At 39.7% G+C, this 22,242-nt stretch carries 39 protein-coding genes, 1 tRNA gene and 1 pseudogene; 35 read left to right on the forward strand and 6 right to left on the reverse strand.

All coding sequences use genetic code 11. From position 1 onward, the window contains the following. From NT178_00735 to NT178_00905, 35 genes and pseudogenes are all read left to right on the forward strand, one after another. The coding region (locus tag NT178_00735) for an elongation factor Tu (protein ID MCX5811062.1) at positions 1-121 on the forward strand (121 nt) is incomplete at its 5' end. Between the two features lie 12 nt (positions 122-133). After that, positions 134-439: a 30S ribosomal protein S10 gene (gene rpsJ / locus NT178_00740; GenBank protein MCX5811063.1), complete on the forward strand. Its 306-nt coding sequence runs from the start codon at positions 134-136 to the stop codon at positions 437-439. Between the two features lie 10 nt (positions 440-449). Beyond that, complete coding sequence (rplD, locus tag NT178_00745) at positions 450-1,073, forward strand: 50S ribosomal protein L4 (GenBank protein ID MCX5811064.1); 624 nt, start codon at positions 450-452, stop codon at positions 1,071-1,073. Continuing rightward, positions 1,070-1,357: a 50S ribosomal protein L23 gene (locus NT178_00750; protein MCX5811065.1), complete on the forward strand. Its 288-nt coding sequence runs from the start codon at positions 1,070-1,072 to the stop codon at positions 1,355-1,357. Before rplD ends, NT178_00750 begins: the two co-directional genes overlap by 4 nt. Beyond that, positions 1,357-2,184 carry a 50S ribosomal protein L2 gene (gene rplB, locus NT178_00755; protein MCX5811066.1) on the forward strand — a complete coding sequence of 276 codons (828 nt, stop codon included), beginning with the start codon at positions 1,357-1,359 and terminating at the stop codon, positions 2,182-2,184. The genes NT178_00750 and rplB overlap by 1 nt, the downstream gene beginning before the upstream one ends. Before the next feature lie 10 nt (positions 2,185-2,194). Continuing rightward, positions 2,195-2,485 (forward strand): 30S ribosomal protein S19, encoded by a 291-nt coding sequence (gene rpsS, locus NT178_00760; protein ID MCX5811067.1) that lies wholly within the window; start codon positions 2,195-2,197, stop codon positions 2,483-2,485. A 5-nt stretch (positions 2,486-2,490) separates the two neighbouring features. After that, positions 2,491-2,823 carry a 50S ribosomal protein L22 gene (rplV, locus tag NT178_00765; protein ID MCX5811068.1) on the forward strand — a complete coding sequence of 111 codons (333 nt, stop codon included), beginning with the start codon at positions 2,491-2,493 and terminating at the stop codon, positions 2,821-2,823. A gap of 13 nt (positions 2,824-2,836) precedes the next feature. Beyond that, complete coding sequence (gene rpsC / locus NT178_00770) at positions 2,837-3,481, forward strand: 30S ribosomal protein S3 (protein ID MCX5811069.1); 645 nt, start codon at positions 2,837-2,839, stop codon at positions 3,479-3,481. Then, positions 3,481-3,897 (forward strand): 50S ribosomal protein L16, encoded by a 417-nt coding sequence (gene rplP, locus NT178_00775; GenBank protein MCX5811070.1) that lies wholly within the window; start codon positions 3,481-3,483, stop codon positions 3,895-3,897. The genes rpsC and rplP overlap by 1 nt, the downstream gene beginning before the upstream one ends. Next, the gene (gene rpmC / locus NT178_00780; protein ID MCX5811071.1) at positions 3,894-4,088 is read left to right on the forward strand and encodes a 50S ribosomal protein L29; all 195 of its coding nucleotides are present in this window, start codon (positions 3,894-3,896) and stop codon (positions 4,086-4,088) included. The genes rplP and rpmC overlap by 4 nt, the downstream gene beginning before the upstream one ends. Positions 4,089-4,162: 74 nt before the next feature. Next, entirely contained in the window at positions 4,163-4,474 is a 312-nt protein-coding gene (gene rpsQ, locus NT178_00785) for a 30S ribosomal protein S17 (GenBank protein ID MCX5811072.1), read from the forward strand. After that, positions 4,455-4,823, forward strand: a complete 369-nt coding sequence (gene rplN / locus NT178_00790) for a 50S ribosomal protein L14 (protein MCX5811073.1) — start codon at positions 4,455-4,457, stop codon at positions 4,821-4,823. Before rpsQ ends, rplN begins: the two co-directional genes overlap by 20 nt. Before the next feature lie 7 nt (positions 4,824-4,830). Beyond that, on the forward strand, positions 4,831-5,154 hold the full coding sequence (rplX, locus tag NT178_00795) for a 50S ribosomal protein L24 (GenBank protein ID MCX5811074.1): 324 nt from the start codon (positions 4,831-4,833) through the stop codon (positions 5,152-5,154). 29 nt (positions 5,155-5,183) lie between these two features. Next, complete coding sequence (gene rplE / locus NT178_00800) at positions 5,184-5,711, forward strand: 50S ribosomal protein L5 (GenBank protein ID MCX5811075.1); 528 nt, start codon at positions 5,184-5,186, stop codon at positions 5,709-5,711. Between the two features lie 11 nt (positions 5,712-5,722). Further along, positions 5,723-5,908 carry a type Z 30S ribosomal protein S14 gene (locus NT178_00805; GenBank protein ID MCX5811076.1) on the forward strand — a complete coding sequence of 62 codons (186 nt, stop codon included), beginning with the start codon at positions 5,723-5,725 and terminating at the stop codon, positions 5,906-5,908. Positions 5,909-5,918: 10 nt separating this feature from the next. Next, positions 5,919-6,320, forward strand: coding sequence for a 30S ribosomal protein S8 (gene rpsH / locus NT178_00810; GenBank protein MCX5811077.1), 402 nt, complete (start codon positions 5,919-5,921; stop codon positions 6,318-6,320). 8 nt (positions 6,321-6,328) lie between these two features. Beyond that, a complete protein-coding gene (gene rplF / locus NT178_00815; protein ID MCX5811078.1) occupies positions 6,329-6,868 on the forward strand; it encodes a 50S ribosomal protein L6 in 540 nt (179 codons plus the stop codon). Between the two features lie 9 nt (positions 6,869-6,877). After that, entirely contained in the window at positions 6,878-7,243 is a 366-nt protein-coding gene (rplR, locus tag NT178_00820) for a 50S ribosomal protein L18 (protein ID MCX5811079.1), read from the forward strand. A 32-nt stretch (positions 7,244-7,275) separates the two neighbouring features. After that, entirely contained in the window at positions 7,276-7,764 is a 489-nt protein-coding gene (rpsE, locus tag NT178_00825) for a 30S ribosomal protein S5 (GenBank protein ID MCX5811080.1), read from the forward strand. A 1-nt stretch (position 7,765) separates the two neighbouring features. Next, positions 7,766-7,951 (forward strand): 50S ribosomal protein L30, encoded by a 186-nt coding sequence (gene rpmD / locus NT178_00830; protein MCX5811081.1) that lies wholly within the window; start codon positions 7,766-7,768, stop codon positions 7,949-7,951. After that, positions 7,952-8,395 (forward strand): 50S ribosomal protein L15, encoded by a 444-nt coding sequence (gene rplO / locus NT178_00835; GenBank protein ID MCX5811082.1) that lies wholly within the window; start codon positions 7,952-7,954, stop codon positions 8,393-8,395. Further along, entirely contained in the window at positions 8,395-9,702 is a 1,308-nt protein-coding gene (gene secY / locus NT178_00840) for a preprotein translocase subunit SecY (GenBank protein ID MCX5811083.1), read from the forward strand. The genes rplO and secY overlap by 1 nt, the downstream gene beginning before the upstream one ends. A gap of 18 nt (positions 9,703-9,720) precedes the next feature. After that, on the forward strand, positions 9,721-10,470 hold the full coding sequence (map, locus tag NT178_00845; protein MCX5811084.1) for a type I methionyl aminopeptidase: 750 nt from the start codon (positions 9,721-9,723) through the stop codon (positions 10,468-10,470). Between the two features lie 6 nt (positions 10,471-10,476). Beyond that, positions 10,477-10,695 (forward strand): translation initiation factor IF-1, encoded by a 219-nt coding sequence (infA, locus tag NT178_00850; GenBank protein ID MCX5811085.1) that lies wholly within the window; start codon positions 10,477-10,479, stop codon positions 10,693-10,695. A gap of 69 nt (positions 10,696-10,764) precedes the next feature. Further along, positions 10,765-10,878 (forward strand): 50S ribosomal protein L36, encoded by a 114-nt coding sequence (gene rpmJ, locus NT178_00855; GenBank protein ID MCX5811086.1) that lies wholly within the window; start codon positions 10,765-10,767, stop codon positions 10,876-10,878. 11 nt (positions 10,879-10,889) lie between these two features. Then, complete coding sequence (gene rpsM / locus NT178_00860) at positions 10,890-11,258, forward strand: 30S ribosomal protein S13 (GenBank protein ID MCX5811087.1); 369 nt, start codon at positions 10,890-10,892, stop codon at positions 11,256-11,258. Positions 11,259-11,267: 9 nt separating this feature from the next. Beyond that, positions 11,268-11,657: a 30S ribosomal protein S11 gene (gene rpsK / locus NT178_00865; GenBank protein MCX5811088.1), complete on the forward strand. Its 390-nt coding sequence runs from the start codon at positions 11,268-11,270 to the stop codon at positions 11,655-11,657. Positions 11,658-11,668: 11 nt separating this feature from the next. Beyond that, entirely contained in the window at positions 11,669-12,289 is a 621-nt protein-coding gene (gene rpsD, locus NT178_00870) for a 30S ribosomal protein S4 (protein ID MCX5811089.1), read from the forward strand. A 29-nt stretch (positions 12,290-12,318) separates the two neighbouring features. Further along, positions 12,319-13,338 carry a DNA-directed RNA polymerase subunit alpha gene (locus NT178_00875; GenBank protein ID MCX5811090.1) on the forward strand — a complete coding sequence of 340 codons (1,020 nt, stop codon included), beginning with the start codon at positions 12,319-12,321 and terminating at the stop codon, positions 13,336-13,338. 12 nt (positions 13,339-13,350) lie between these two features. Further along, a pseudogene (rplQ, locus tag NT178_00880) lies at positions 13,351-13,771 on the forward strand (50S ribosomal protein L17). Between the two features lie 28 nt (positions 13,772-13,799). Next, positions 13,800-13,873 (forward strand) — tRNA-Gln (locus tag NT178_00885). A 587-nt stretch (positions 13,874-14,460) separates the two neighbouring features. Next, positions 14,461-14,853 carry a hypothetical protein gene (locus tag NT178_00890; GenBank protein ID MCX5811091.1) on the forward strand — a complete coding sequence of 131 codons (393 nt, stop codon included), beginning with the start codon at positions 14,461-14,463 and terminating at the stop codon, positions 14,851-14,853. A 239-nt stretch (positions 14,854-15,092) separates the two neighbouring features. Continuing rightward, positions 15,093-15,404 (forward strand): hypothetical protein, encoded by a 312-nt coding sequence (locus NT178_00895; GenBank protein ID MCX5811092.1) that lies wholly within the window; start codon positions 15,093-15,095, stop codon positions 15,402-15,404. Positions 15,405-15,454: 50 nt separating this feature from the next. Continuing rightward, entirely contained in the window at positions 15,455-15,805 is a 351-nt protein-coding gene (locus tag NT178_00900; protein ID MCX5811093.1) for a hypothetical protein, read from the forward strand. A gap of 42 nt (positions 15,806-15,847) precedes the next feature. After that, a complete protein-coding gene (locus NT178_00905; GenBank protein ID MCX5811094.1) occupies positions 15,848-16,081 on the forward strand; it encodes a hypothetical protein in 234 nt (77 codons plus the stop codon). Between the two features lie 139 nt (positions 16,082-16,220). Here the strand turns inward: NT178_00905 and NT178_00910 are convergent, their stop codons facing one another. From NT178_00910 to NT178_00935, 6 genes are all read right to left on the reverse strand, one after another. Then, entirely contained in the window at positions 16,221-16,766 is a 546-nt protein-coding gene (locus NT178_00910; protein ID MCX5811095.1) for a terminase small subunit, read from the reverse strand. Positions 16,767-16,796: 30 nt separating this feature from the next. Beyond that, the gene (locus tag NT178_00915) at positions 16,797-17,135 is read right to left on the reverse strand and encodes a hypothetical protein (GenBank protein ID MCX5811096.1); all 339 of its coding nucleotides are present in this window, start codon (positions 17,133-17,135) and stop codon (positions 16,797-16,799) included. Then, entirely contained in the window at positions 17,129-19,438 is a 2,310-nt protein-coding gene (locus NT178_00920) for a DUF3854 domain-containing protein (GenBank protein ID MCX5811097.1), read from the reverse strand. The genes NT178_00915 and NT178_00920 overlap by 7 nt, the downstream gene beginning before the upstream one ends. A 6-nt stretch (positions 19,439-19,444) precedes the next feature. Continuing rightward, on the reverse strand, positions 19,445-19,672 hold the full coding sequence (locus NT178_00925; protein MCX5811098.1) for a helix-turn-helix domain-containing protein: 228 nt from the start codon (positions 19,670-19,672) through the stop codon (positions 19,445-19,447). A gap of 118 nt (positions 19,673-19,790) precedes the next feature. After that, positions 19,791-20,348, reverse strand: a complete 558-nt coding sequence (locus NT178_00930; protein MCX5811099.1) for a hypothetical protein — start codon at positions 20,346-20,348, stop codon at positions 19,791-19,793. A 101-nt stretch (positions 20,349-20,449) separates the two neighbouring features. After that, on the reverse strand, positions 20,450-21,625 hold the full coding sequence (locus NT178_00935) for a site-specific integrase (GenBank protein MCX5811100.1): 1,176 nt from the start codon (positions 21,623-21,625) through the stop codon (positions 20,450-20,452). Positions 21,626-22,242 lie beyond the last annotated feature (617 nt).

Here is a 22,242-nt window from a genome sequence, read left to right on the forward strand (position 1 = left end):
TAATGTAACTATCATTGTTGAGCTTGTTACCCCCATTGCCCTTGAGAAGGAACTCCGTTTTGCTATCAGGGAAGGTGGAAAGACTGTCGGAGCCGGTGTTGTCACTGAGATTATAGAGTAGAGGGGAAAAAAAATGAGGCAGAGAATCAGGATATGCCTGAAGGCCTTTGATCATGGATTACTTGATCAATCGGTAAAAGAAATAGTGGATGCAGCGAAAAAAACTGGAGCGCAGGTTGTTGGACCTGTTCCGTTGCCAACAAGAATACAAAAATTTTGTGTATTACGTTCCCCGCACATTGATAAAAAATCGAGGGAGCAGTTTGAAGTAAGAACGCACAAGAGATTGATAGATATTGTTGATCCGACACAACAGACAGTTGATGCCTTGATGAAATTAGAACTTGCAGCAGGCGTCGATGTGGAAATAAAGTCCTGAGGAGTTTATGATGGCAACGGCAGATTTACTTGATATAAAAGGCGATAAAATAGGTGAAGTTGAGATAAAGGATGAAGTGTTTAATGTCGAGGTTAAACCCTATCTTATGCATGATGTAGTAAAAATGCAGCTTGCAGGGAGAAGAAGAGGGACGGCATCGACAAAAACACGAAAGGATGTAAAGGGAAGCGGAAAGAAACTTTATAAGCAGAAAGGCACTGGAAGAGCAAGACAGGGGAATATAAGAGCGCCTATTCAAGTAGGTGGTGGTGTTGTATTCGGACCACATCAAAGAGATTACAGTTATTCTGTACCTAAAAAAGTAAGACGAAGTGCGCTAAGATCTGCTTTAACAGTAAGATATACAGAGTCAAAAATGACAATACTTGACAAACTTGTATTGGAGAATTTCAGTACAAAGACATTTAAAGGCATAGTAGATATACTGAAACTTACTAAACCACTTTTTATTATTGATAAAAAAGATGAAATTATAGAAAAATCGGCGAGAAACATACCTTTTGTTAAAGTATTAAGAACGGACGGTTTAAACGTATATGATGTAATAAAATATGAACAACTTGTTTTTACATTGGATGCCTTGCGAAAGGTAGAAGAGGTGCTGGTGCAATGATTGAATATGATATAATTGTAAAACCCATAATAACAGAAAAAAGTTCTCTCTTGAAAGAGACAGGAAATCAGTATGTTTTTGAAGTTCAGAGAGATACAAATAAAATAGAAATCAAAAAAGCAATAGAAAAACTTTTTAAGGTAAAGGTAGTTTCAGTACATGTTGCGAGAATGGAAGGTAAAACAAGAAGAGTTGGAAAGTTTTCCGGAAAGCGACCTGACTGGAAAAAAGCAATTGTTAAATTGAGTCCAAAAGATAAAATAACTATTTTTGAGGGTGCATAATGGGCATACAGGAATATAAGCCAACATCTGCCGGCAGAAGATTCATGAGCATTAACACCTTTGAGGAGATTACAAAGGATAAACCGGAGAAATCGTTAGTAGTACCCGTTAAAAGGTCAGGCGGCAGAAATAATTATGGCAGGATAACAACAAGACATATTGGCGGCGGACATAAGAGAAACTACAGGGTTATAGATTTCAAAAGGAATAAATATGAAATTCCCGGTAAAGTTGCGGGCATTGAGTATGACCCCAACAGATCTGCAAACATTGCACTTATACATTATGTTGATGGTGAAAAAAGGTATATTCTTGCACCGCTTAAGTTGAAGGTTGGTGATGTGATCATTGCGAGCAAGAAATCGGATACTGAAATAAATGAAGGAAATGCAATTCCTTTAAAATATATCCCTGCCGGAACCTTTATTCATAACGTAGAGATGAAACCTGGAAAAGGCGGACAGATTGCACGAAGCGCAGGCAATTATGCGCAGCTTGTAGCGAAAGAAGGCGCTTATGGACATGTAAGGCTGCCTTCCGGAGGAGTAAGGCTGATTCTGTTGACTTGCATGGCGACAATTGGACAGGTAGGAAACATTGACCATGAGAATGTCACAATAGGAAAGGCAGGCAAATCAAGATGGAAGGGTACAAGACCTACCGTCAGAGGAACAGCTATGAACCCTGTAGACCATCCATTGGGCGGTGGTGAGGGAAGATCAAAGGGCGGAAGACATCCATGTTCTCCCTGGGGACAGTTATCAAAAGGATTGAAAACAAGAAAAAATAAAAGAACTGATAAATATATAATCAAGTTAAGAGGTTAGGGAGGTACATGTGGCAAGGTCTTTAAAGAAAGGGCCATACGTAAACGAAAAGTTAATGGAAAAGGCCTTAGCAGCAAAGGGGTCGAGGAGTTCAAAGGTTATAAAGACCTGGAACAGGAGCTCAACAATCACACCGGATTTTATTGGGTTGACTTTTGCAGTTCACAATGGAAAGAAATTTATACCTGTTTTTGTGTCAGAGGAAATGGTTGGCCATAAGCTTGGTGAATTTTCTCCAACGAGAATATTTCACAGTCATTCAGGAGATAGAAAAGCAAAAGTTGTGAAAAGGAAGGAATAGATAACATGGAAATTTTGGCAAGAGCAAAAATGATAAGGATTTCTCCAAGAAAGGTAAGAATTGTAGGAGAAGTTATAAAGAAGAAAAATGTCAATGATGCAATGGGTATTCTCATGTATATGCCTCAGAAGGCGTCTTTTATCCTTAAAAAACTTCTTGATAGTGCGATTGCCAACGCAAAGCAAAAAAAGTATGTGGATATAGATAGTCTTTTTATTAAGAATGTAATAGTCGATGGGGGACCCATGTTAAAACGGTTTCTACCGAGGGCTATGGGAAGGGCATCGAAGATCAGAAAGAGATTAAGTCACATCACCCTTGTGCTGGATGAATCTTAATATTGGAGGTTAAATGGGTCAAAAGACACATCCTTATGGTTTTAGACTGGGAGTAATTAAAACGTGGGATTCTAAATGGTTTGCAGCAAAAAATTATGCAATTTTTTTGCATGAAGATATCAGGATCAAGAAGTTTCTGAAAGAAAAATTGCGCCAGGCAGGTGTTTCGAAGATTGAGATCGAAAGAGCGGCCAACAAAGATAAAAGAGTAAAGGTAAATATATATACTGCAAGACCTGGACTTGTTATCGGAAGAAAAGGTGCAGAGGTAGAAAATCTTAAAAAGGAATTACAGAGGATTACTGAGAAGGAAGTTATATTAAACATTACTGAGATAAAAAGACCTGAGGTTGATGCTCAACTTGTTGCAGAAAATGTGGCCCTGCAGCTTGAAAGAAGGGTATCGTTCAGAAGGGCGATGAAGAGGAATGTATCACAAGCTATGAAATTCGGCGCCAAAGGAATTAAGGCAATGTGTGCAGGTAGATTGGCAGGAGCAGAGATGGCTCGAACCGAGTGGTATCGTGAAGGACGGGTTCCGCTTCAGACAATCAGGGCTGATATAGATTATGGTTTTGCAATATCGCAGACGAAATATGGTGTGATAGGTGTTAAAGTTTGGATTTTTAAAGGCGAAGTGTATCAGGAGGCAGTGTAATGCTTTCACCTAAAAGAGTCAAATATAGGAAACAGCAAAAAGGAAGGATGACTGGTACCGCCAGTAGAGGCAATAAGGTAAGTTTTGGAGATTTTGGTTTACAGGCAGTGGAATGTGGGAGAATTACGGCGAGGCAGATAGAAGCAGCAAGGATTGCGCTTACACGTTATGTAAAGAGAACAGGAAAAGTTTGGATACGGGTATTCCCTGATAAACCGATAACAAAGAAGCCTGCTGAAACGAGGATGGGAAAGGGCAAGGGTGCTACTGAAGGATGGGTAGCTGTTGTATTGCCGGGAAAAGTGCTTTATGAGATAAAGGGTGTCCCTGAAGATAAGGCAAAAGAGGCTTTAAGAATAGCGTCATTTAAGCTTCCCATAGGAACAAGATTTATTGCGAGAAGTGAGGAACAATGAAAGCGAAGGAACTGAAAGAGTTAACAGTAGAAGAGCTCACAAAAAAGAAAAAAGACTTCAAAGAAGAGCTTTTTAATTTAAGATTCCAGCATTCTACCGGTCAGCTTGAGAATAATGCAAGAATAGCTATAATAAAAAAGGATATTGCAAGAGTAGAAACATTCATCAGGCAGAAACAGCTAAGCAGTTAAATGGATAAAATTTATCCGCTTATAAACCATTTAAGAAGTAAGAACTATGAGCTTAATACAATTTGAGGTTAAGCATGGAATTGAAAGCTGACACAAACAAAAAGAAGATTACAGGCGTGGTAGTTAAGAATAAGATGGACAAGACAGTAGTAGTAGAAGTATCAAGATCCTTTAAACATTCAATGTACCATAAATACATAAGCACTAAAAAGAGATACAAAGCGCATGATGAGGAAAACAGTTGCGAAATGGGAGATCGGGTATTGATTGTTGAATCGAGACCATTGAGCAAAGAGAAAAGATGGCTGGTGAAGGAAATTATTAAAAAAGTGGAGACCATTCTTGCTCAGGAAGAGGTGGTGAAGGATGATACAGGAGAGAACTAAACTTGAGGTTGCGGACAATTCAGGCGCGAAAAAATTAGGATGTATCAGAGTCCTTGGAGGTTCCAAGAAGAGATATGGAACTGTTGGGGATATTATCGTAGCCTCTGTAAAAGAAGTAATCCCAAATTCAAAGGTTAAAAAAGGGGATGTTGTAAAAGCTGTGATAGTGAGAACCAAGAAAGAGATCAGAAGAGTGGATGGTTCGTATGTAAAGTTTGATGATAACTCTGCTGTAATAATAAATCAATACAATGAGCCGATAGGAACCAGGATATTCGGGCCTGTAGCAAGGGAGTTACGGGCAAAGAGGTTTATGAAGATCGTGTCTTTGGCACCTGAAGTAGTGTGAGGTAACTATGGAAAAGTATTATCATGTAAAGAAAAACGACCTTGTCATAGTAACGACAGGAAAGGATAAAGGGAAAACAGGCAAGATACTACGAATTGCCAAGAAAAAAGACAGACTGATAGTTGAGAAAGTAAATATGGTAAAAAAGCATGTGAAACCAAGCCAGAAAACAAAAGGCGGGATAATGGAGAAAGAAAGCCTGATCCATGTTTCCAATGTGATGATTTTTTGTGAGAAATGTTCAAAACCTGTAAGGGTAGGCAAAAAAATACTTGAAGACGGAAATAAAGTCAGATTCTGCAAAAAATGTAATGAGGTTATTGATAAGTAGGCAGGAGGCGTTACTTGAAAACGGCGTATATGGATTTTTATGAAAAAGAAGTAGTACCGGCTTTAATGCAGAGATTCAGATATAAAAATGTTATGCAATTGCCGAAGTTTGAAAAAATTGTTGTAAATATAGGCGTTGGCGAGGCAATACAGAATGTAAAGACCCTTGATGCTGCATCCGGCGATATTGCAATGATTACAGGACAAAAGCCCGTTATAACTAAAGCTAAGAAATCTATTGCTTCTTTTAAATTGAGAGCAGGTATGCCGATTGGCTGCATGGTGACGCTGAGGCGGGAAAGGATGTATGAATTCCTTCATAAACTTGTATATATTGTACTTCCAAGGGTAAGGGATTTTAAAGGTGTTTCCCCAAAATCCTTTGATGGCAGAGGAAATTATACCCTTGGCTTAAGAGAGCAAACTATTTTTCCTGAAATTGATTATGATAAGGTGGATAAGGCAAGAGGGATGAATATAACAATTGGAACAACAGCTAAAACAGATGAAGAGGGTTTTGAGCTTTTAAAGCTTATGGGCATGCCCTTCAGGAATTGATGGAGGAGTAGATGGCAAGAAGGTCAATGATAGAGAAATGGAAAAAGACTCCTAAATATAGCACGAGACATAGAAATAGATGTGCTGTTTGCGGTAGACCAAGGGGCTATCTGGGAAAATTTCAGATGTGTAGAATATGTTTCAGGAATTATTCTTTAAGAGGAGAGGTTCCTGGAGTGACTAAATCAAGCTGGTAAGGGGGCATGTATGGCGATGACAGATACTATAGCTGATATGCTTACAAGAATAAGAAATGCTATAATGGCTCGACATGAGTCGGTTGATATACCTTATTCTAACGTGAAGTTAGCTATATCAAAGATATTGAAAGAAGAAGGATACATAAAAAATTATAAGATTTTTGTTGATGATATGAGGAAAAAGTTTTTGAAGATTTATATACACTATGATACTCATAATCAAAGCGTGATTACAGGCTTGAAAAGAATCAGCAAACCGGGAAGAAGGGTATACGCAAAGGTTGATGAGATGCAAAAGCTCTCAAAACGTTATGGCACGGTGATTCTTTCAACCTCGAAGGGATTGATGACAAATAAAAATGCAAAGAAGAATAACACAGGCGGCGAACCCCTCCTGTTGGTATGGTGAGGTGTGGTATGTCAAGGATAGGTAAAAAACCTATTACATTGCCTGATGGTGCGAAGCTGGATTTTGAAGGCGATGAAATAACAGTGTCCGGGCCGAAGGGGTCACTGAGCAGAAAACTACTTGAGGGATTAGAGCTGTCCTTTAATGGAAATGTTGTAACAGTACTGAGAAAAAATGAAGAAAAGAAAATAAAGGGTTATCATGGACTTATGAGAACCTTAATTTCAAATATGGTTGAAGGTGTTCACAACGGATTCGAAAGGAAGCTCGAAATAGCCGGTATTGGATATCGAGCTGAATTAAAAGGGAATGACCTGATATTTAACCTTGGATATTCACATCCTATAACATTTCCATTACCCCTTGGGATAGATGCGCAGGTTGATAAGCAGACATTAGTGACGATAAAAGGTATAAACAAAGAGCTTGTTGGTGAAGTTGCAGCAAAAATCAGGGCTCTGAGGAAACCAGATGTATATAAAAATAAAGGTGTAAAATATGCAGGTGAAGTTTTAAGGAAGAAGGCAGGCAAAACAGGGAAGAAGTAAGGAGCTGAAATGCAGAGAAAAGATAAAGCCGAAGCGAGACTGAAAAGAAAAAAAAGAATCAGAAAGAAAGTGGCTGGAAGTCAGGAAAAGCCGAGGCTCTGTGTTTATAAAAGCTTAAGCAATATTTACGTGCAGCTGATTGATGATGTGCATGATAAGGTTGTGACAGGCATTTCCACCCTGAATAAGGATGTGAAGGCGCAGATGAAATATGGCGGCAACATAGAAGCAGCTAAAAAAATTGGTGAGTGTATCGGCAAGAAGGCAATCGAAATGGGATTTACAAAGGTTGTTTTTGACAGAAACGGTTTTAAATATCACGGCAGAATCAAGGCACTTGCGGAGGCAGCAAGAGAAGCCGGTCTAATTTTTTGAGAGGAGGCTTTCTATTGGTTGAGAAAAGGCGCATTGAAGTGGATGGAATTGAATTACAGGACAGACTGGTATATATAAATCGTGTTGCGAAGGTTGTAAAAGGCGGCAGGCGTTTCAGCTTCAGCGCAATAGTTGTGGTTGGCGACGGTAACGGTCATGTAGGATATGGTTTGGGAAAAGCAAACGAAGTGCCTGATGCAATTCGTAAAGCAATTGAGCGTGCAAAAAAGGATCTTGTAGAAGTTCCAGTTTCGAACGGTACAATTCCGCATGAAGCCAAGGCGAAATACGGTACAAGCCAAGTATTTATGAAGCCTGCAAGCGCAGGAACAGGCGTTATTGCGGGAAGGGCGGTGAGGGCTGTAGTTGAAGTGGCGGGCATAACGAATATATTAACGAAGTGTTATGGCTCAAGGAACTATCATAATGTTGTGAAGGCTACAATAAAAGGACTTTCCACGTTAAAATCGCCTGAGATGTCATTGAAACAGAGAGGAAAAATTAAGGGCGAGGAGGCTTGATGTGTCTTATCTCAAAGTAAAATGGATACACAGTACTAACGGTTGTACTAAGGACATGAGGGCTACGGTAAAAAGTCTTGGTTTTAAAAGGCTCTATGAAGAAAAGGTTGTAAAAAATACGCCCGAGATAAGAGGGATGGTAAAAAAAGTTATACACCTCGTAAAGGTGTTGGAGGATGTTCAATAGATGAAACTTTCAGACTTAAAACCATGTGAGGGATCAAGAAAGAAAAGAAAAAGAGTAGGAAGGGGCACAGGTTCTGGCCATGGAACTACTGCAACATACGGAAACAAGGGTCAGCGAGCAACGAGCGGTGGTACAAAAAATAAATCGTTTGAAGGCGGTCAGATGCCTCTTACGAGGAGAATCCCGAAGAGAGGCTTTAAGAATCCTTTTAGAAAAGAATATGCACTTGTAAAAATAATAGATCTTGAGGTGTTCAGGGGGAAGGAAAGGGTAGACATAGAGGATTATTTTACTACAGGATTAGTAAGGGAAATGAAGTCAGGGATAAAGTTGTTATCTGATGGAAATATTGACTTTTCAATAAAAGTCGCTGTTCATAAGGCATCTAAAAAAGCTATTGAGAAGATTCAGGCACAAGGCGGGGATGTGGAGGTATTGATTTAATGGGAGGTTTCCAGAATATTGGAAAGATCCCTGAACTTAAGCGAAGGATAATCATTACCCTTGCGTTGCTTTCTGTATACAGGATTGGAGTACATATACCTACGCCTGGTATCGATGGGCAAGTGCTTGCAGGCATCTTTGAAAGGGCAAAGGGTACATTACTCGGTTTCTTTGATATGTTTGCGGGCGGTGGGTTAGAGCGACTTTCTGTTTTTGCTCTTGGGATTATGCCGTATATCAGTGCATCTATTATATTGCAGCTTTTAACAGTTGTGGTTCCTACGCTTGAGCGATTATCAAAAGAAGGAGATGCCGGAAAAAAGAAAATAACCCAGTACACGAGGTATGGTACGGTTATCATCGCTCTTATCCAGGGTTTTGGAATCAGCATCGGGCTGGAACAGATGCGCGGCGCCGCAGGAGAACTTGTTGTATATAATCCGGGATGGGGTTTCAGACTTATGACTATGATTACCCTTACCGGTGGGACATCTTTCATTATGTGGCTCGGCGAACAGATTACGGAAAAAGGGATAGGAAACGGTATATCCTTGATTATTTTTGCCGGTATTGTTGCGAGGATGCCCAATGCAATAGCAGGTACTATGAGTCTTGTAAATTCCGGTGAAATGAACTGGTTTGTCATTGTATTAATTGTAGCGATGATGATGGCTGTCATTGCCTTCATAATATTTATGGAGACATCCCAGAGGAGGATACCCGTTCAGTATGCAAAAAGAGTTGTAGGGAGAAGGATCTACGGAGGCCAGGCGACGCATTTGCCTCTGAAGGTGAATACCGCCGGAGTTATACCGCCTATCTTTGCTTCATCAATCCTTATGTTTCCTGCAACAATTGCAAGTTTTATAGATCACCCATATATGAAAAAATTTGCAGAATTACTTACCCCCGGCACTATACTGCACGAGTTTATGTATATTGGTTTTATAATATTTTTCTGTTTTTTTTATACTGCAATAGTATTCAACCCGGATAATGTGGCAGATAACATGAAAAAATATGGGGGTTATTTACCGGGGATAAGGCCGGGCAAGAAAACGTCTGAATATATAGAGAAGGTACTTTCAAGGATTACTTTTGTTGGAGCAATGTATATATCCTTCGTCTGCGTTCTCCCAACCCTGCTTGTGAAAAAGTTTAATGTTCCCTTTTATTTCGGAGGTACTGCACTTCTTATTGTAGTTGGAGTTGCCCTTGATACTATTCAGCAGATTGAGTCTCACCTTATACTTAGACATTATGATGGGCTTGTGAAGAAATCTGCACGTATTAAAGGAAGAAGGTGAGGTACCGATAGTTGCAACATGATATTACTAAAAAGTACAGCCGAAATCGAGAAGATAAGAACAGCAAGCAGATATGCGATTGAAACACTGTTTTATTTAAAGGAGTTTGTTAAAGAAGGAGTTAAGACGATAGAGCTTGAATCTTTATGCGAAAGCAGGATAAATAAATTGAAAAATGTGAAGCCTGCTTTTAAAGGCTACAACGGTTATCCGTTCTGTCTGTGTATTTCTGTAAACGATGAAGTAGTTCATGGAATGCCGGATGAACGTATTATAAAAGAGGGCGATATAGTAAGCCTTGATTTTGGTATTTTTTATAATGGATTTTATGGAGATGTTGCATTGAGTAAAAGCGTAGGCAAGGTACCTTTAATAGTGGAGAAACTGCTTGCAATAACTGAGGAGTCTCTTTACAAGGGTATTGATGAGGCTAAGGAAGGAAATAGATTGCACGATATTTCCTATGCGGTTCAATCAAATGTTGAAGATGCAGGTTTTTCAGTAGTGAGAGATTTTGTGGGGCACGGGATTGGAAAAAGTTTGCATGAAGACCCACAGATACCTAATTTCGGTGAAAAAGGCACAGGTATTAGATTAAAAAAAGGAATGGTTTTGGCAATTGAGCCCATGGTTAATATGGGAGAAAAAGAAGTTGTCATAAAGCAAAACGGCTGGACAGCAGCAACAAAGGATGGCTCGTTATCGGCCCACTTCGAACACACAGTTGCAATTACGGAGAATGGACCTGATATATTGAGCAAGATATAGGAAAATATGCCAAAGGGAGAAGGAATAGAGATAGAAGGAACAGTGATAGAACCGTTGCCGAATGCAATGTTTCGGGTGGAGCTGCCCAATGGACACAAAGTGCTTGCCCATGTGTCGGGAAAAATGCGCATGCATTATATAAAGATATTGAGAGGTGATAAAGTGATAGTTGAACTATCGCCTTATGATCTGAGCAGGGGCAGGATTATATATAGAGCAAAATAGGGGCAGGATTATACATAGAGTAAAATTAGGAGCAGGATTATATATATAGAGTAAAATTAGGAGGTTGTTATGAAGGTGAAACCTTCAGTTAAAAAGAGATGCGACAAATGTAAAATTATCAAGAGAAAAGGGGTGGTCAGAGTAATCTGCGATAATCCTAAGCATAAACAGAGACAAGGGTAAGGAGGTAAAACTTGGCAAGAATCGCTGGTGTTGATATACCGAGAGATAAAAGGATTGAAGTTGCCCTGACTTATATATTTGGTATAGGCAGGCAATTGTCCGGTAGAATACTCTCAGAAGCAGCTATTGATCCGAATAAGAGAACAAACGTGTTAAGCGAAGAGGAAGTTGCAAAAATAAGGGATATAATAGAGAGAGATTATAAGGTTGAGGGTGATTTACGGAAGGAAGTAAGTGTAAATATAAAAAGGCTGATGGATATAGGCTGTTATAGAGGCTTGAGACATAGAAAAGGCTTGCCGGTGAGGGGTCAAAGAACAAGAACAAATTCAAGGACGCGTAAGGGCCCCAGAAAGACGTCTATGAAAAAAAAGAAATGAGGTGAGCGCATGGCCAAGACCAAAAAAAGTACTAAGAAAAAGATTAAAAAGAATATTCCGATAGGAGAAGCATATATCCAATCGAGTTTTAATAATACAATCATAACAATCACAGACCCTCAGGGAAATGTTATTTCATGGTCAAGCGGAGGTGTTGTAGGGTTTAAGGGCTCAAGAAAGAGCACGCCTTTTGCAGCGCAGCTTGCTGCAGAAAATGCTGCAAAAAAGGCAATGGAAAATGGATTGAGAACTGTAGATGTGTTTATAAAGGGGCCTGGTGCCGGGAGAGAAGCTGCCCTGAGAGCGCTGCAGAGTGCAGGATTAAAGATACATCTGATAAGAGATGTTACACCGATACCTCACAACGGTTGCAGACCGCCAAAAAGAAGAAGAGTGTAAGGAGGAAAGCTTTGTCAAGATACGTAGGACCATCGTGCAGGTTATGTAGAAGAGAGGCGAGTAAGTTATTTCTCAAAGGCGAAAGGTGTTATACGGAAAAGTGTGCAATAGAAAAGAGAAATTATCCACCAGGCGCGCACGTTGAATCAAGAAGTAAAACGCTTGAATATGGTATCCGTCTAAGAGAAAAACAAAAATTGAGAAAGATATACGGTCTTGGTGAAAAGCAGTTTAAGAGATTTTTTACAATTGCAGAGAGAAAACCGGGCATAACAGGAACGAATTTTCTTGTACTGCTTGAAAGAAGGCTCGATAACATGGTTTACAGACTTGGATTTGCTACATCGAGGAAAGAAGCGAGACAGATTGTATCACATAACCATATATCCGTTAATGGAAAAAAAGTAAACATCCCTTCTTATTTTGTGAAGGAAGGTGATGAAATAGCCATAAGAAATAAAGATCTCCAGAGTGTAAAAAATGCCCTTGAATCAGTTGTGAGAAGGGGAGTCCCTTCATGGTTGGAATTAGATAAAGATAATGTGAAGGGAATAGTAAGACTGTTACCCGCAAGAGAAGACATTACAATGCCTATTAAGGAACAGCTCATAGTAGAGTACTATTCAAGGTAGTTTTATACCCCCAAAGGAGGGTGCTGCATATGTTTGAAAAAAATTGGCAGGAATTGATTAGGCCAACGAAGATTGAGATAGAAAAAAAAGAGAGTAATTATGTAAAGTTCTCTTCTGAGCCCTTTGAGCGAGGATACGGTGTCACCATTGGAAATTCATTGAGGAGAACACTGCTTTCATCCATTATGGGCGGCGCTATAACGTCGGTATGGATTGATGGTATAGATCATGAATTTTCTACAATCAGAGGGGTTAAAGAGGATGTTACCGAGATAATACTAAACCTTAAAAAGGTAATTTTACGGATAAGTGATGATAAGCCGAAAGAACTGAAGATTGATATTGCAGAGAAAAAGGAAGTTAGAGCAAGAGATATAATTCATGACAGCGGCGTTGAGATTATGAACCCTGACCATTATATTGCTGTACTGAGTGATGAAGCAAGATTGTATATGACCATGAAAGCGAGAATCGGCAGGGGCTATGTGCGCGGAGAGTTGAATTACGATGAGAATGAACCAATAGGAACCATACCTATTGATGCAGTATTCTCACCAATAAGAAAGGTAAGTTATAACGTTACACCTGCAAGGGTTGGCGAGAGAACCGATTATGACAAATTGACCATGGAAATATGGACGAATGGGAGTGTGGATCCGTTAGATGCACTCTCTTTTGCGGCAAAGATTTTAAAAGAACAGATGCGTATTTTTATAAACTTTGAAGATATTGAAGATATAATCATTGCAGATGGAAAACTGATTGAAAAACAGGATTTTAACGAGAACATGTACAGGAGTGTAGAGGAGTTGGAGCTTTCTGTCAGAAGTGCAAATTGTTTGAAGAATGCGGATATTAAATACATCGGTGAACTTGTTCAGAAAACGGAGCAGGAAATACTAACAACCAAAAATTTCGGCAGGAAGTCTTTGAACGAGATAAAGGAAATTCTTTCCTATATGGGATTGAGGCTTGGAATTAAGCTTGAAAGTTTTCCATCCAGGGATGATTTGGATAAGATGGCACTGAAAAGAAAAGATCATATATAGAGGTTTATAAACATGAGGCATTTGAGAACTGTAAGTAAATTGAGTAGGACAAAAAGCCATAGAAGAGCGCTTTTAATGAATATGGCAAACTCTCTTTTCCAGCACGAGAGCATAAAGACCACAGATACCAAGGCTATGGAGTTAAGAAGAGTGGCAGACAGGCTTATTACATTAGCGAAAAGAAAAGATCTCCACTCCATGAGGCTTGCCTTTGCTTTTTTACGTGATAAGGAAATAGTAAGGAAGCTGTTTACCGATATCGGAGACAGATATGTATCAATTCGGAAGAAGAAAGGGCGATGCAGCTCCTATGGCACTCATTGAACTCACCCAGAAGAAAGAAAAAGAAGAAGAAAAGAAAGTAAAAAAAGAAAAAGTAAAGAAAGAGAAAGAAAAGAAAGAGAAAGAAAAGAAAGTAAAGAAAGAGAAATAAGAGAATAAGTAACATTTCGATATTCTACTGGGAGATCGTTCAACGGCAGGACAACGGACTCTGACTCCGTGAATCAAGGTTCAAATCCTTGTCTCCCAGCCAAGTAAAATCAATAACTTACCAGACAATTCACAAACTAAAAAAAACTCATTGCTAACCTATTGCTAACCTACACGAGAAATAAGGCATATTTTTAGTCCAGAAAATGTATAGCTTCGGATTTCATATCATTGAATTGCATCGTCATATTTAACTGTATAACGCTTCTAAATTGATAAGGTATACACTTGTATATCATAGTATCGTTTCGTTGATTGTAGAGCGTCCTGGACTACAAGGCTACTGTCCCACAGGGTAGGCAGGGGGGGAAGCCGTCAACTTGACGAAGATAACAATATTCCTTCCTTTAGGTGCGCCATAATTTTTAAAAGGGTTAATTTTGTTGTTCTTTGTATATTTGTATAAGATGTTTTTGCTCCCTGAAGTAAATAGTTTTGAAAGGTACTTGTTTATCTGTGATTTTAAGCGGTAATGGTTACTATTATAGAATCTATGTGTTGACATTAAAATTGTATTGTCATAGCATTGACTGAAAGCATATTCTTAATTTATTAAGTATCTTACATGTCTGAGGAAGGCAAAATGGGTGGAATATGAAGAACTTAATATTGGTTTTTTTGATATGTACAATGGCAATCGTCACCGGGTGTGCGCATAACTTCACTTTAATACCAAGACAAGGAGGCGAAAGGGGGCAAGGGGTTGCTCAAGAGATGGGGAAAAGCGTGACAATCACTCTTAATGGAAAGACATACTCTGGCACATATGTATATAGTGGGGGAAGTGTTGCGTACTCCAATACTTTTGGGACTTCAACAGCTTATTCGGGCACAAAAACGGCCACAGCTTTTGGTAGTGGCTTCGGGACAACATATATACCCGGTTCAGGAAATGGTAGGGTTCTTGCCATCTCTCCCGATGGTGATGCAATACGTTGCGAATTTATGTATTCAAGCAGAAGCGGTCTGGGTATATGCCAAGACAATGCTGGAAAAGAATACGATCTGTTAATTGACAACTAATAAATGTTTTGGTCGCAGCATTTGTTGAGAAGGAAAGGCTGTTCATCATGCTACCCAGTTAATAAATCATAAAAAGTAACTTGAATTTGCCAATTATTGATTGAATTACCTTATCAACATTGACAATATTCATGAATCTCTGTAATTATATGGTTAGGGCTCCTGGTTATCCTCATAAGTTTGTTATTTTAAGAACGGCATTGTCCTTGACAACAGGTAAGTATGGAGGAGGAATGACAATGAGAGTAATAGTAGCAATAGCACTCTTAATGGTATCCTTGGTCGCAGGCTGTGCTGGCGTCACCAATGTCGTTTCGACGGGGCCCGACACGTACATGATCGCAAGTCACGGCGTAATGGGGTGGTCATCGGGTTCGGCGCAAAAGGCCAAAGCGTTCCAAGAAGCAGACGCCTTCTGCAAGAGTCTCGGAAAGCAGCTACAACCCATAAGCACGAACGAAACGCCTGGCGGAGGATTCGGACAGATTGCTTCCGGCGAGGTACAGTTCCGCTGCCTTAAGCCGGATGACCGTGCACTTCAGCAGAGATAATATTTCGTTGTCTGTCCGAAAAAAAGAAGAAGAAAAAGGGGAACTGGCAGATGAAGAAGATAATTTACTGCTCAATAGTACTTCTATTGGCAGGTTGTGCATCAAACTCTGGCGTCGTGCCTATTGGAAAAGACACGTTTATGGTTTCGCGTCAGGCAGCCACAGGTTTTTCTGGTTCTGGAACACTAAAGGCAGAAGCATTCCAAGAAGCTAATCAATATTGCCTGAGTCAAAAGAAAACGCTTCAAGTAGTTAATACAAGCGAAGCTCAACCTCCATATGTTTTTGGCAATTTCCCAAAGGCAGAGATTCAGTTTATGTGTCTTGACCCCAATGATTCAGAGCTTGCTCGTCCCAAATTGAAAAAGGAAGCAGATACCGTCATTGAAATTCATAAATGATATTAAGGGCCCAGATTCTTTACAGGCTATGAAGGAGGAAAAATGACCAAGACGAAGACGATATATCTGGCAATAGCCTTCTTGGCCTTATCCGGGTGCGCCTACAGTATCACAGATATTGACGTGAGCAAGGCTGACCCTGGTTGCACACGACAATGCACTACCACATATTCTCAGTGCGTCTCTGGCGGCCCGTCAGTTGGCTTCAAAACCGAGACATTGCGAGCCTGTAGGGATGCATATGCGATCTGCATTTCCTCCTGCCCAAGCAAATAGGGGGTTAAGGCCGATGGTAAGGGGTAGGGGGAAAGCCGTCCTTTTGTTGTGAATTGATTTTACCTCTTTTAGGGTTTACGCAATAATATCGCATTGTTGAATAACCATTTAGCGCTTAAATTTGCTTAGATCAACCGGGTTAATTATCCACATTTTCTTTTTTTTCGCCAAAAAGAACCTGGATATCCACAGGACTGGTCGGAACAATGTCCACATTTAGATTAACATTACGCTGAGGGGGATAAGAATTATCAAGTTTGAAACTCATGTCCAGACCCTTTAACGAAATATCAGGCAAGGCGCTGTCAACGTGCTGCTTCAGCCGCCTTATTCTGTATTGTCTTGTCAAACCGCAGCCATCCATCAGTTCGGCAATGCTTTGCTGAATTTCCGGTTTTTGCATTAAATTGCTGCCAATAACCTTTGCCGCTTGCATTGAGCCTGTCTCATAGCTTGAAAGGGCAGCCTGGGTGTTATTTTTCCCTTTGGCCTTCTCGATAACAAACTGTTGTTGTTGTTCAGTAAAATTATATTTATCGAGTATGTTTTCAGGTTGTGGTAAGAGCCTTTTCAGTTTTTTGCATATTGCAGGACAGGATGCATTAAAGTGTGAAGCTATGTCCTTTTGTGGTATGCCTTGCTTAAACATTTCTAACATTTTGTCATTGTCAATCTTTTTAACCATTATTAACCCCCTTAAAAACTGTTAATTAACCTATATCTGCCTACATTTTACATATAGCCCTATTAACTGGATCACCTGTTCAATGAATAATATTTTATTGCCTGTCTGATATGCTGCAAGGACGAAGGTACTGCCTGCAATTCTTTCATCAAGGAAAAGCGCTGAGTCTGTTTCATGATCTATCCGGATCAACTCTTGCATCAATTCAGTCATATCAATACTGTCATTTTCCAATTGTGCCTTGCCTGTATCGACAAGAGATAAAGCGAATTGCACATTATTAACGCTAAGTATCTCGCCTGCTGCTTTACTTATAACGGCAATCGGTGTCTTGAATGAGATATTTTCTAAAACTTTAAGAGTCAACATATTGTCACCCCTTGAGGCAGTTCGATAATTTCATTTTTTTCTTTCTCTTTTTGTTGTCCGATTGTCCAAAGTGGTATAGAGGCTTTATCATCAACAATATTAATTGGACAACCCTCTTTGTCCGATTGTCCGATATTTACAGTTTTATTGTCCGTTTTGTACAAATTGGACAGAACTGGACAAACGCCTTTGTCCGATTCTTGGCATACGCTATCAACAGTTTCCGTTAAATTGGACAATTGGACACGGGATATAGAAATACTTTTTTTAAAAATATCCTCCGGCCTCGGTAATATCGAAACAGGTTCTGGAATTTCCAAAACTTTCAATTTTTGCTTTTTGCCACGCCCTTCAGTTTCAAGGCAACCCGCTTTTACTGCCTGACTTATGTATCGAGTTAATGTCTTTTCAGAGTGAGAAAAAAGATTTAGAAGATCATTTCTTATACATCCTTCAATTGAATCAATAGCCTGGAGGATTTCAATAACAGGTTTTCCTACAGGCAATAAAGATTGAGTAAAAGCATCTGATAGAGAATAAACAAGGTTATAATCATTTTCATTCGCTATTATTACACCGTCGTCGGTCTGTTCACGCTGATATTGATGGAATAGTACCGACGCTTTAATGAGCGAAACAACTTTGTCAAAATCTCGCATGAACCGCTCATCCTTCGTCGGAAACAATTCAGCAAGGGCAGAAATATATGGAATTTCCACTTCCTTCGATTCAATAAGAGAATCGGCAACCTGCCATAGCTTAAAATCTTCGTCACAGTCAACGTAATTATTCCCTGCTTTAAGGTTATATACCTGCCTCGCTAAATTTTCATCGTGAGTGATTTCCTGTAGCAATATCCTTGTAGATAGTTCGTAATCAATTCTGTACCCGGTATGTGTTGAAAGAATCACCAGTCCGGTTGTATCTTTCTCTATCTTTTCACCTGTCATGGTTCCGTGGGCATTTTTTTGAACCGTTCCCAGCACAAGCTCGCCCTCAGTTAGCGCCGTCCGTATAGTTTGTGCCGTCTGGCCTACTCCGTTTAGTTCGTGATAAACAATCACCTTATGTGCAAGGTCATCTGTCCGATATTGCACATATAGCGCGGATGTTCTTGAAAAGTTTTCCATTATTTTCGGATCAACTGATTTTGATATCGTATTTAACAATTCAGATTTGCCGCTCGAAGAGCCGCCGGACAGGACGACGCTCAGTCCTCTTTTTAAATGTCTGGTCAGTGTTGCAAGTTTAACAAGGATCAACGTCTTGTCGCGTCCAATATACCTTTTATGACATACTTTAAGAAAACTCTGAATAAGAGCCGGATCGTTGAGTAATCCCATAGCAGCCTGCTTTTCAACTTCTGTATAACCTTCAATTTTGTTTTTACTGCTCCTGTTATCAAGTTCCAGATAAAGGCGCTTAGGTCGGATACTGAAGCGCTTAGCTACAACATTGACAAGGTTTTCTCTCAAAAGGCTGTCCATGCCTTCCTGTACCTCTGAAAATGCCCTGATAATTTCGTCTTTATGTTCAAAGGTGACAAATTTTTCAAGTGGTAATGCCTTACTTTCAAGGAGACGAAGTTCACTCTTGACGTCGGCCACGCCTGCAAGATGGTCATCAATGCCTTTGCCATCCTGCCATTGTGGAAACCGGATAATTGCATCTTTGGCTAACAGCTTGAATGATAATTCATAAAGGGCATATCTTACTTGTGAATTTGTCCAAAGGTCTGTATCAAAGCCAATATAAACAGCGCGGTGTTTCCATGTGAATGATTCCAATTCACGCCATAAACTAAGGCTTTCTATCTCTTCGGAGTTCTTGCCTGCCTTAAAACCAAAGACACCTGCAAGGCCAATAGTAGGGCTGTCGTGTTGAATAAGTTTCAGGGTTTTTTTCATGCCTTCGGTGATCCAGATAGGCTTATGTGGCTTGTCTGCAATATCCCATATAAAAGGCAGTATATAAGGATAGGCTGCCGTGTCTTTAGGGTGCAGGTATTTCTTGCCTTCAATAGACGGATAAGGTTTAAACTCGTAAAACATAGCCTTACCTTCCTTGTCATGGTATGGAAACTCAACCAGGATAAAAGTTTTCAATATTGGATTTCCGGCAATGCTCGAAAAGCCAAGCCTGCCTTTAAGTTCTTCGGTATTGCCTGAGAATATCCTGACACCTGCCTTCTCAAGTGTTTCCGGTGATAAGCCGGACGCCTGGACGTCCTCAAGTGCCATTTTTACAAGTCCATTTGTAACTGGATCATAATTATTTAAGAAAAATGAATAGTCCTTCGTCATGGCTGCTTACCTGTCGTTATGGCTATCAATGGTCATAACCGGATTCTGATAAAGCCATGATTCTAAATCCTCAATACGATATAGGATTTTCCGGCCTCCGCCGACACGAAAAAATTTTGCACCTTGTTTTTTTGAGCGTAAATTAGCAAGTGTCCCTTTGCTTAGTCCATACTGTTCGCTAACCTCTTCCGGGGTTAATGCTTTCTTTGAATTTAATTCTCTGAGTCTGCTCATCGTGTTACCTCCTGTATGATTTATTTATTTCATATAGGAAGTATAAATATAACTACGTCTATGAGTCTATCCCGATTTAGGGAGGGCTTATGCGGGAGTTCTGCTGAAAATAAGCGGTTTACTTGGTATTGACTTTAGATATTAAAATACAAGCCTTTTTGTATGCTCGATCATGCTTTTTATATGATGATTTAAAGATGTCATCATCCCAGGATTCCTTTCCGGTATTGTTTTGGGCGAGGTCTGAAAGGGTTTTGTGGTTTTTTTCTATTGCGTCATATACATCCCAATGGTTTAAGATAGGATCGGTTTGTCTTTCTTGGGTTTTCCTCTTTATCCCAAGTTTTTCGAATCCCCGTAACATAGACTGAAATTCTGACACTAATGAATCTCGTGTTTTAGTTAGATCAATTCTAAGATACAGGTAACGGCCCCCGGTCATGTCTACCTGTGGTTTCGGCATTACCGATAAACCATAGTCGTAAACCCTTTTATCGTTCCACAGTGGGGAATTAATGTAATAAGCATAAGCAGCGGTGATGTCTGTTCTCCATTTTACACATAATTCATTATACCTTTGCGCCTGTAGCTCATCGCCAAGTGTCAAATATTCTTTGTAATCTTTCAGAAACTCCGGATGACGGATTATTGCATTGAAAAAATCGGTTTTGTTCATGGCTGCCACCTCTTGTAAGTGTTATGTCCTGAATGAATTGCACAGGGGAAGGGGTTCGGGATTACCCTTTTCGAGAGCGGCTATATCCCCTGTGTATGCTGCTATTGCTCGTTTAAATGCACGACATTGCTTTCTTTGCCCTTGTTAAAAGCCTGCTCAAGCCGTGTAGCAGCCTGTTTTCTTGTATCAGCTCCTAAATGTGCATATCTCTTTGTCATGGTAAAGTCTTTATGTCCTAACGCCTCCCGAATAACAAGCAAAGATTCACCTGACAGTGCAAGCCATGAGGCATGAGTATGTCTTAAACTGTGGAATGAAATCCATTGCCGCCTGTCGGTAATGCCGTTATTGAAACCAAGTTCTTTTACTGTTCGGTGAAATGTTGCGCTTATATGTGTGATCTGTTTTTTCTCGCCTCGTGGAAAAAATATGAAATCTTCCCTGTTCTCCGGTATGTGTGCCTGAAGCATAGTTTTTACAGTTTTAGTTATATATGCCTTTCGTGAAGTTTTGTTTTTTGGATCCGCTATGTTTATCAGTCCATTTGCTAAATCTATATCAACGCCTCTTAATGCTGTGATCTCGCCGAATCTAAGGCCACAATGCAAAGACAGCAAGGCCATGTCATGCACTATCAGTGAGGATTCTTTTAACGCCTGTAGCAATATCTCTGCCTCTTGAAAGGATAGAAACCGTTCTCTCTCATTTTGCACTTTAGGCAACTTTACCTGTTTAACCGGATTCTCACCTTTCCACATATCCCATATAAGAGCCTTATTCCATATCATGCGAAAGAGTATCAAGACATGTTTTACTGTTGAAGGTGCAAGCTCTGATTTCAATAATTGAGACTTCATCTTTTCCAAGTCAAAAGGTGATATTTCATTGAGGCGTTTATTTGCAAATCTCGGTTCAAGGTGCTTTTCATACCTTATGCGCTCATCATAACCATTGCGGCATTTGTTATCTTTGCACCATTCAAGGTATTTCTTTGCTACATCCTTAAATAACGGTGCTTTCTGATTTTCCCTCGGTAGTTCAATGTGTTTTCTTATACTACGTATGCGCTCATTGCGTGTATCAACCGCATTCTTAACGCTGTATCCTTGACTTAACCAGCCTATTTTCTCCCAATATAATTTACCTTTATGCTTGTAACATATGTCAAAGCATATGTCCGGTTTACTTTTGAACGTCTTTTCTGAGGATACTCTTTGAAAAACACCTGTAACTTTTTTGTTGTTATTGTCTTTTACCTGCTCTCTTTTGTTTAACATATAGCACCTCTCATAAAGTTAATTGCTAACCTATTGCTAACCTTTTCAATTTTATAGAGTGATTTTTAGTGATATTGTATCTGTTGATAAATGCTGTAAATATCATATAAGTATATTAATATTAAAAGTTAAATTATGTCAAGTTAATTCTTGTGAAAATCCGTTAAAATGGTAATATAACTTACTCTGACTCCGTGAATCAAGGTTCAAATCCTTGTCTCCCAGCCAAGTAAGATCAATAAGTTACAATACATTTCACAAGATCTAAAAACTCAGTGCTACCCCGTATGCTACCCTAAGCGATATTTTTCTCCTGATTTATTATCTTTGATGGTGGAGTAGCCCCCGTTTTAGCCGGATACTCATGACTCGAGGGGCTTGCAAAAGTGCCCTGATCGCTATTTTCTATCATTCCGGCGGAAGCCGGAATCCAGATGTGATTAAGCGGGATGTAGTGAAGACTTTTTAGAGACGTCGCTTGATATTAAAGGACTTCTGTGGAGTAGCCCCCGTTTTAGCCGGACAATCATACAACCAAAATAAGTTGTAGTAATAGCCATAGAGTTATTACTATAATCAGAAGGAAGGTGAATATGAGTCCGATAGAGGTCATTACA

The sequence above is a fragment of the Pseudomonadota bacterium genome, from assembly GCA_026388255.1.
Taxonomy (GTDB): domain Bacteria; phylum Desulfobacterota; class Syntrophorhabdia; order Syntrophorhabdales; family Syntrophorhabdaceae; genus JAPLKB01.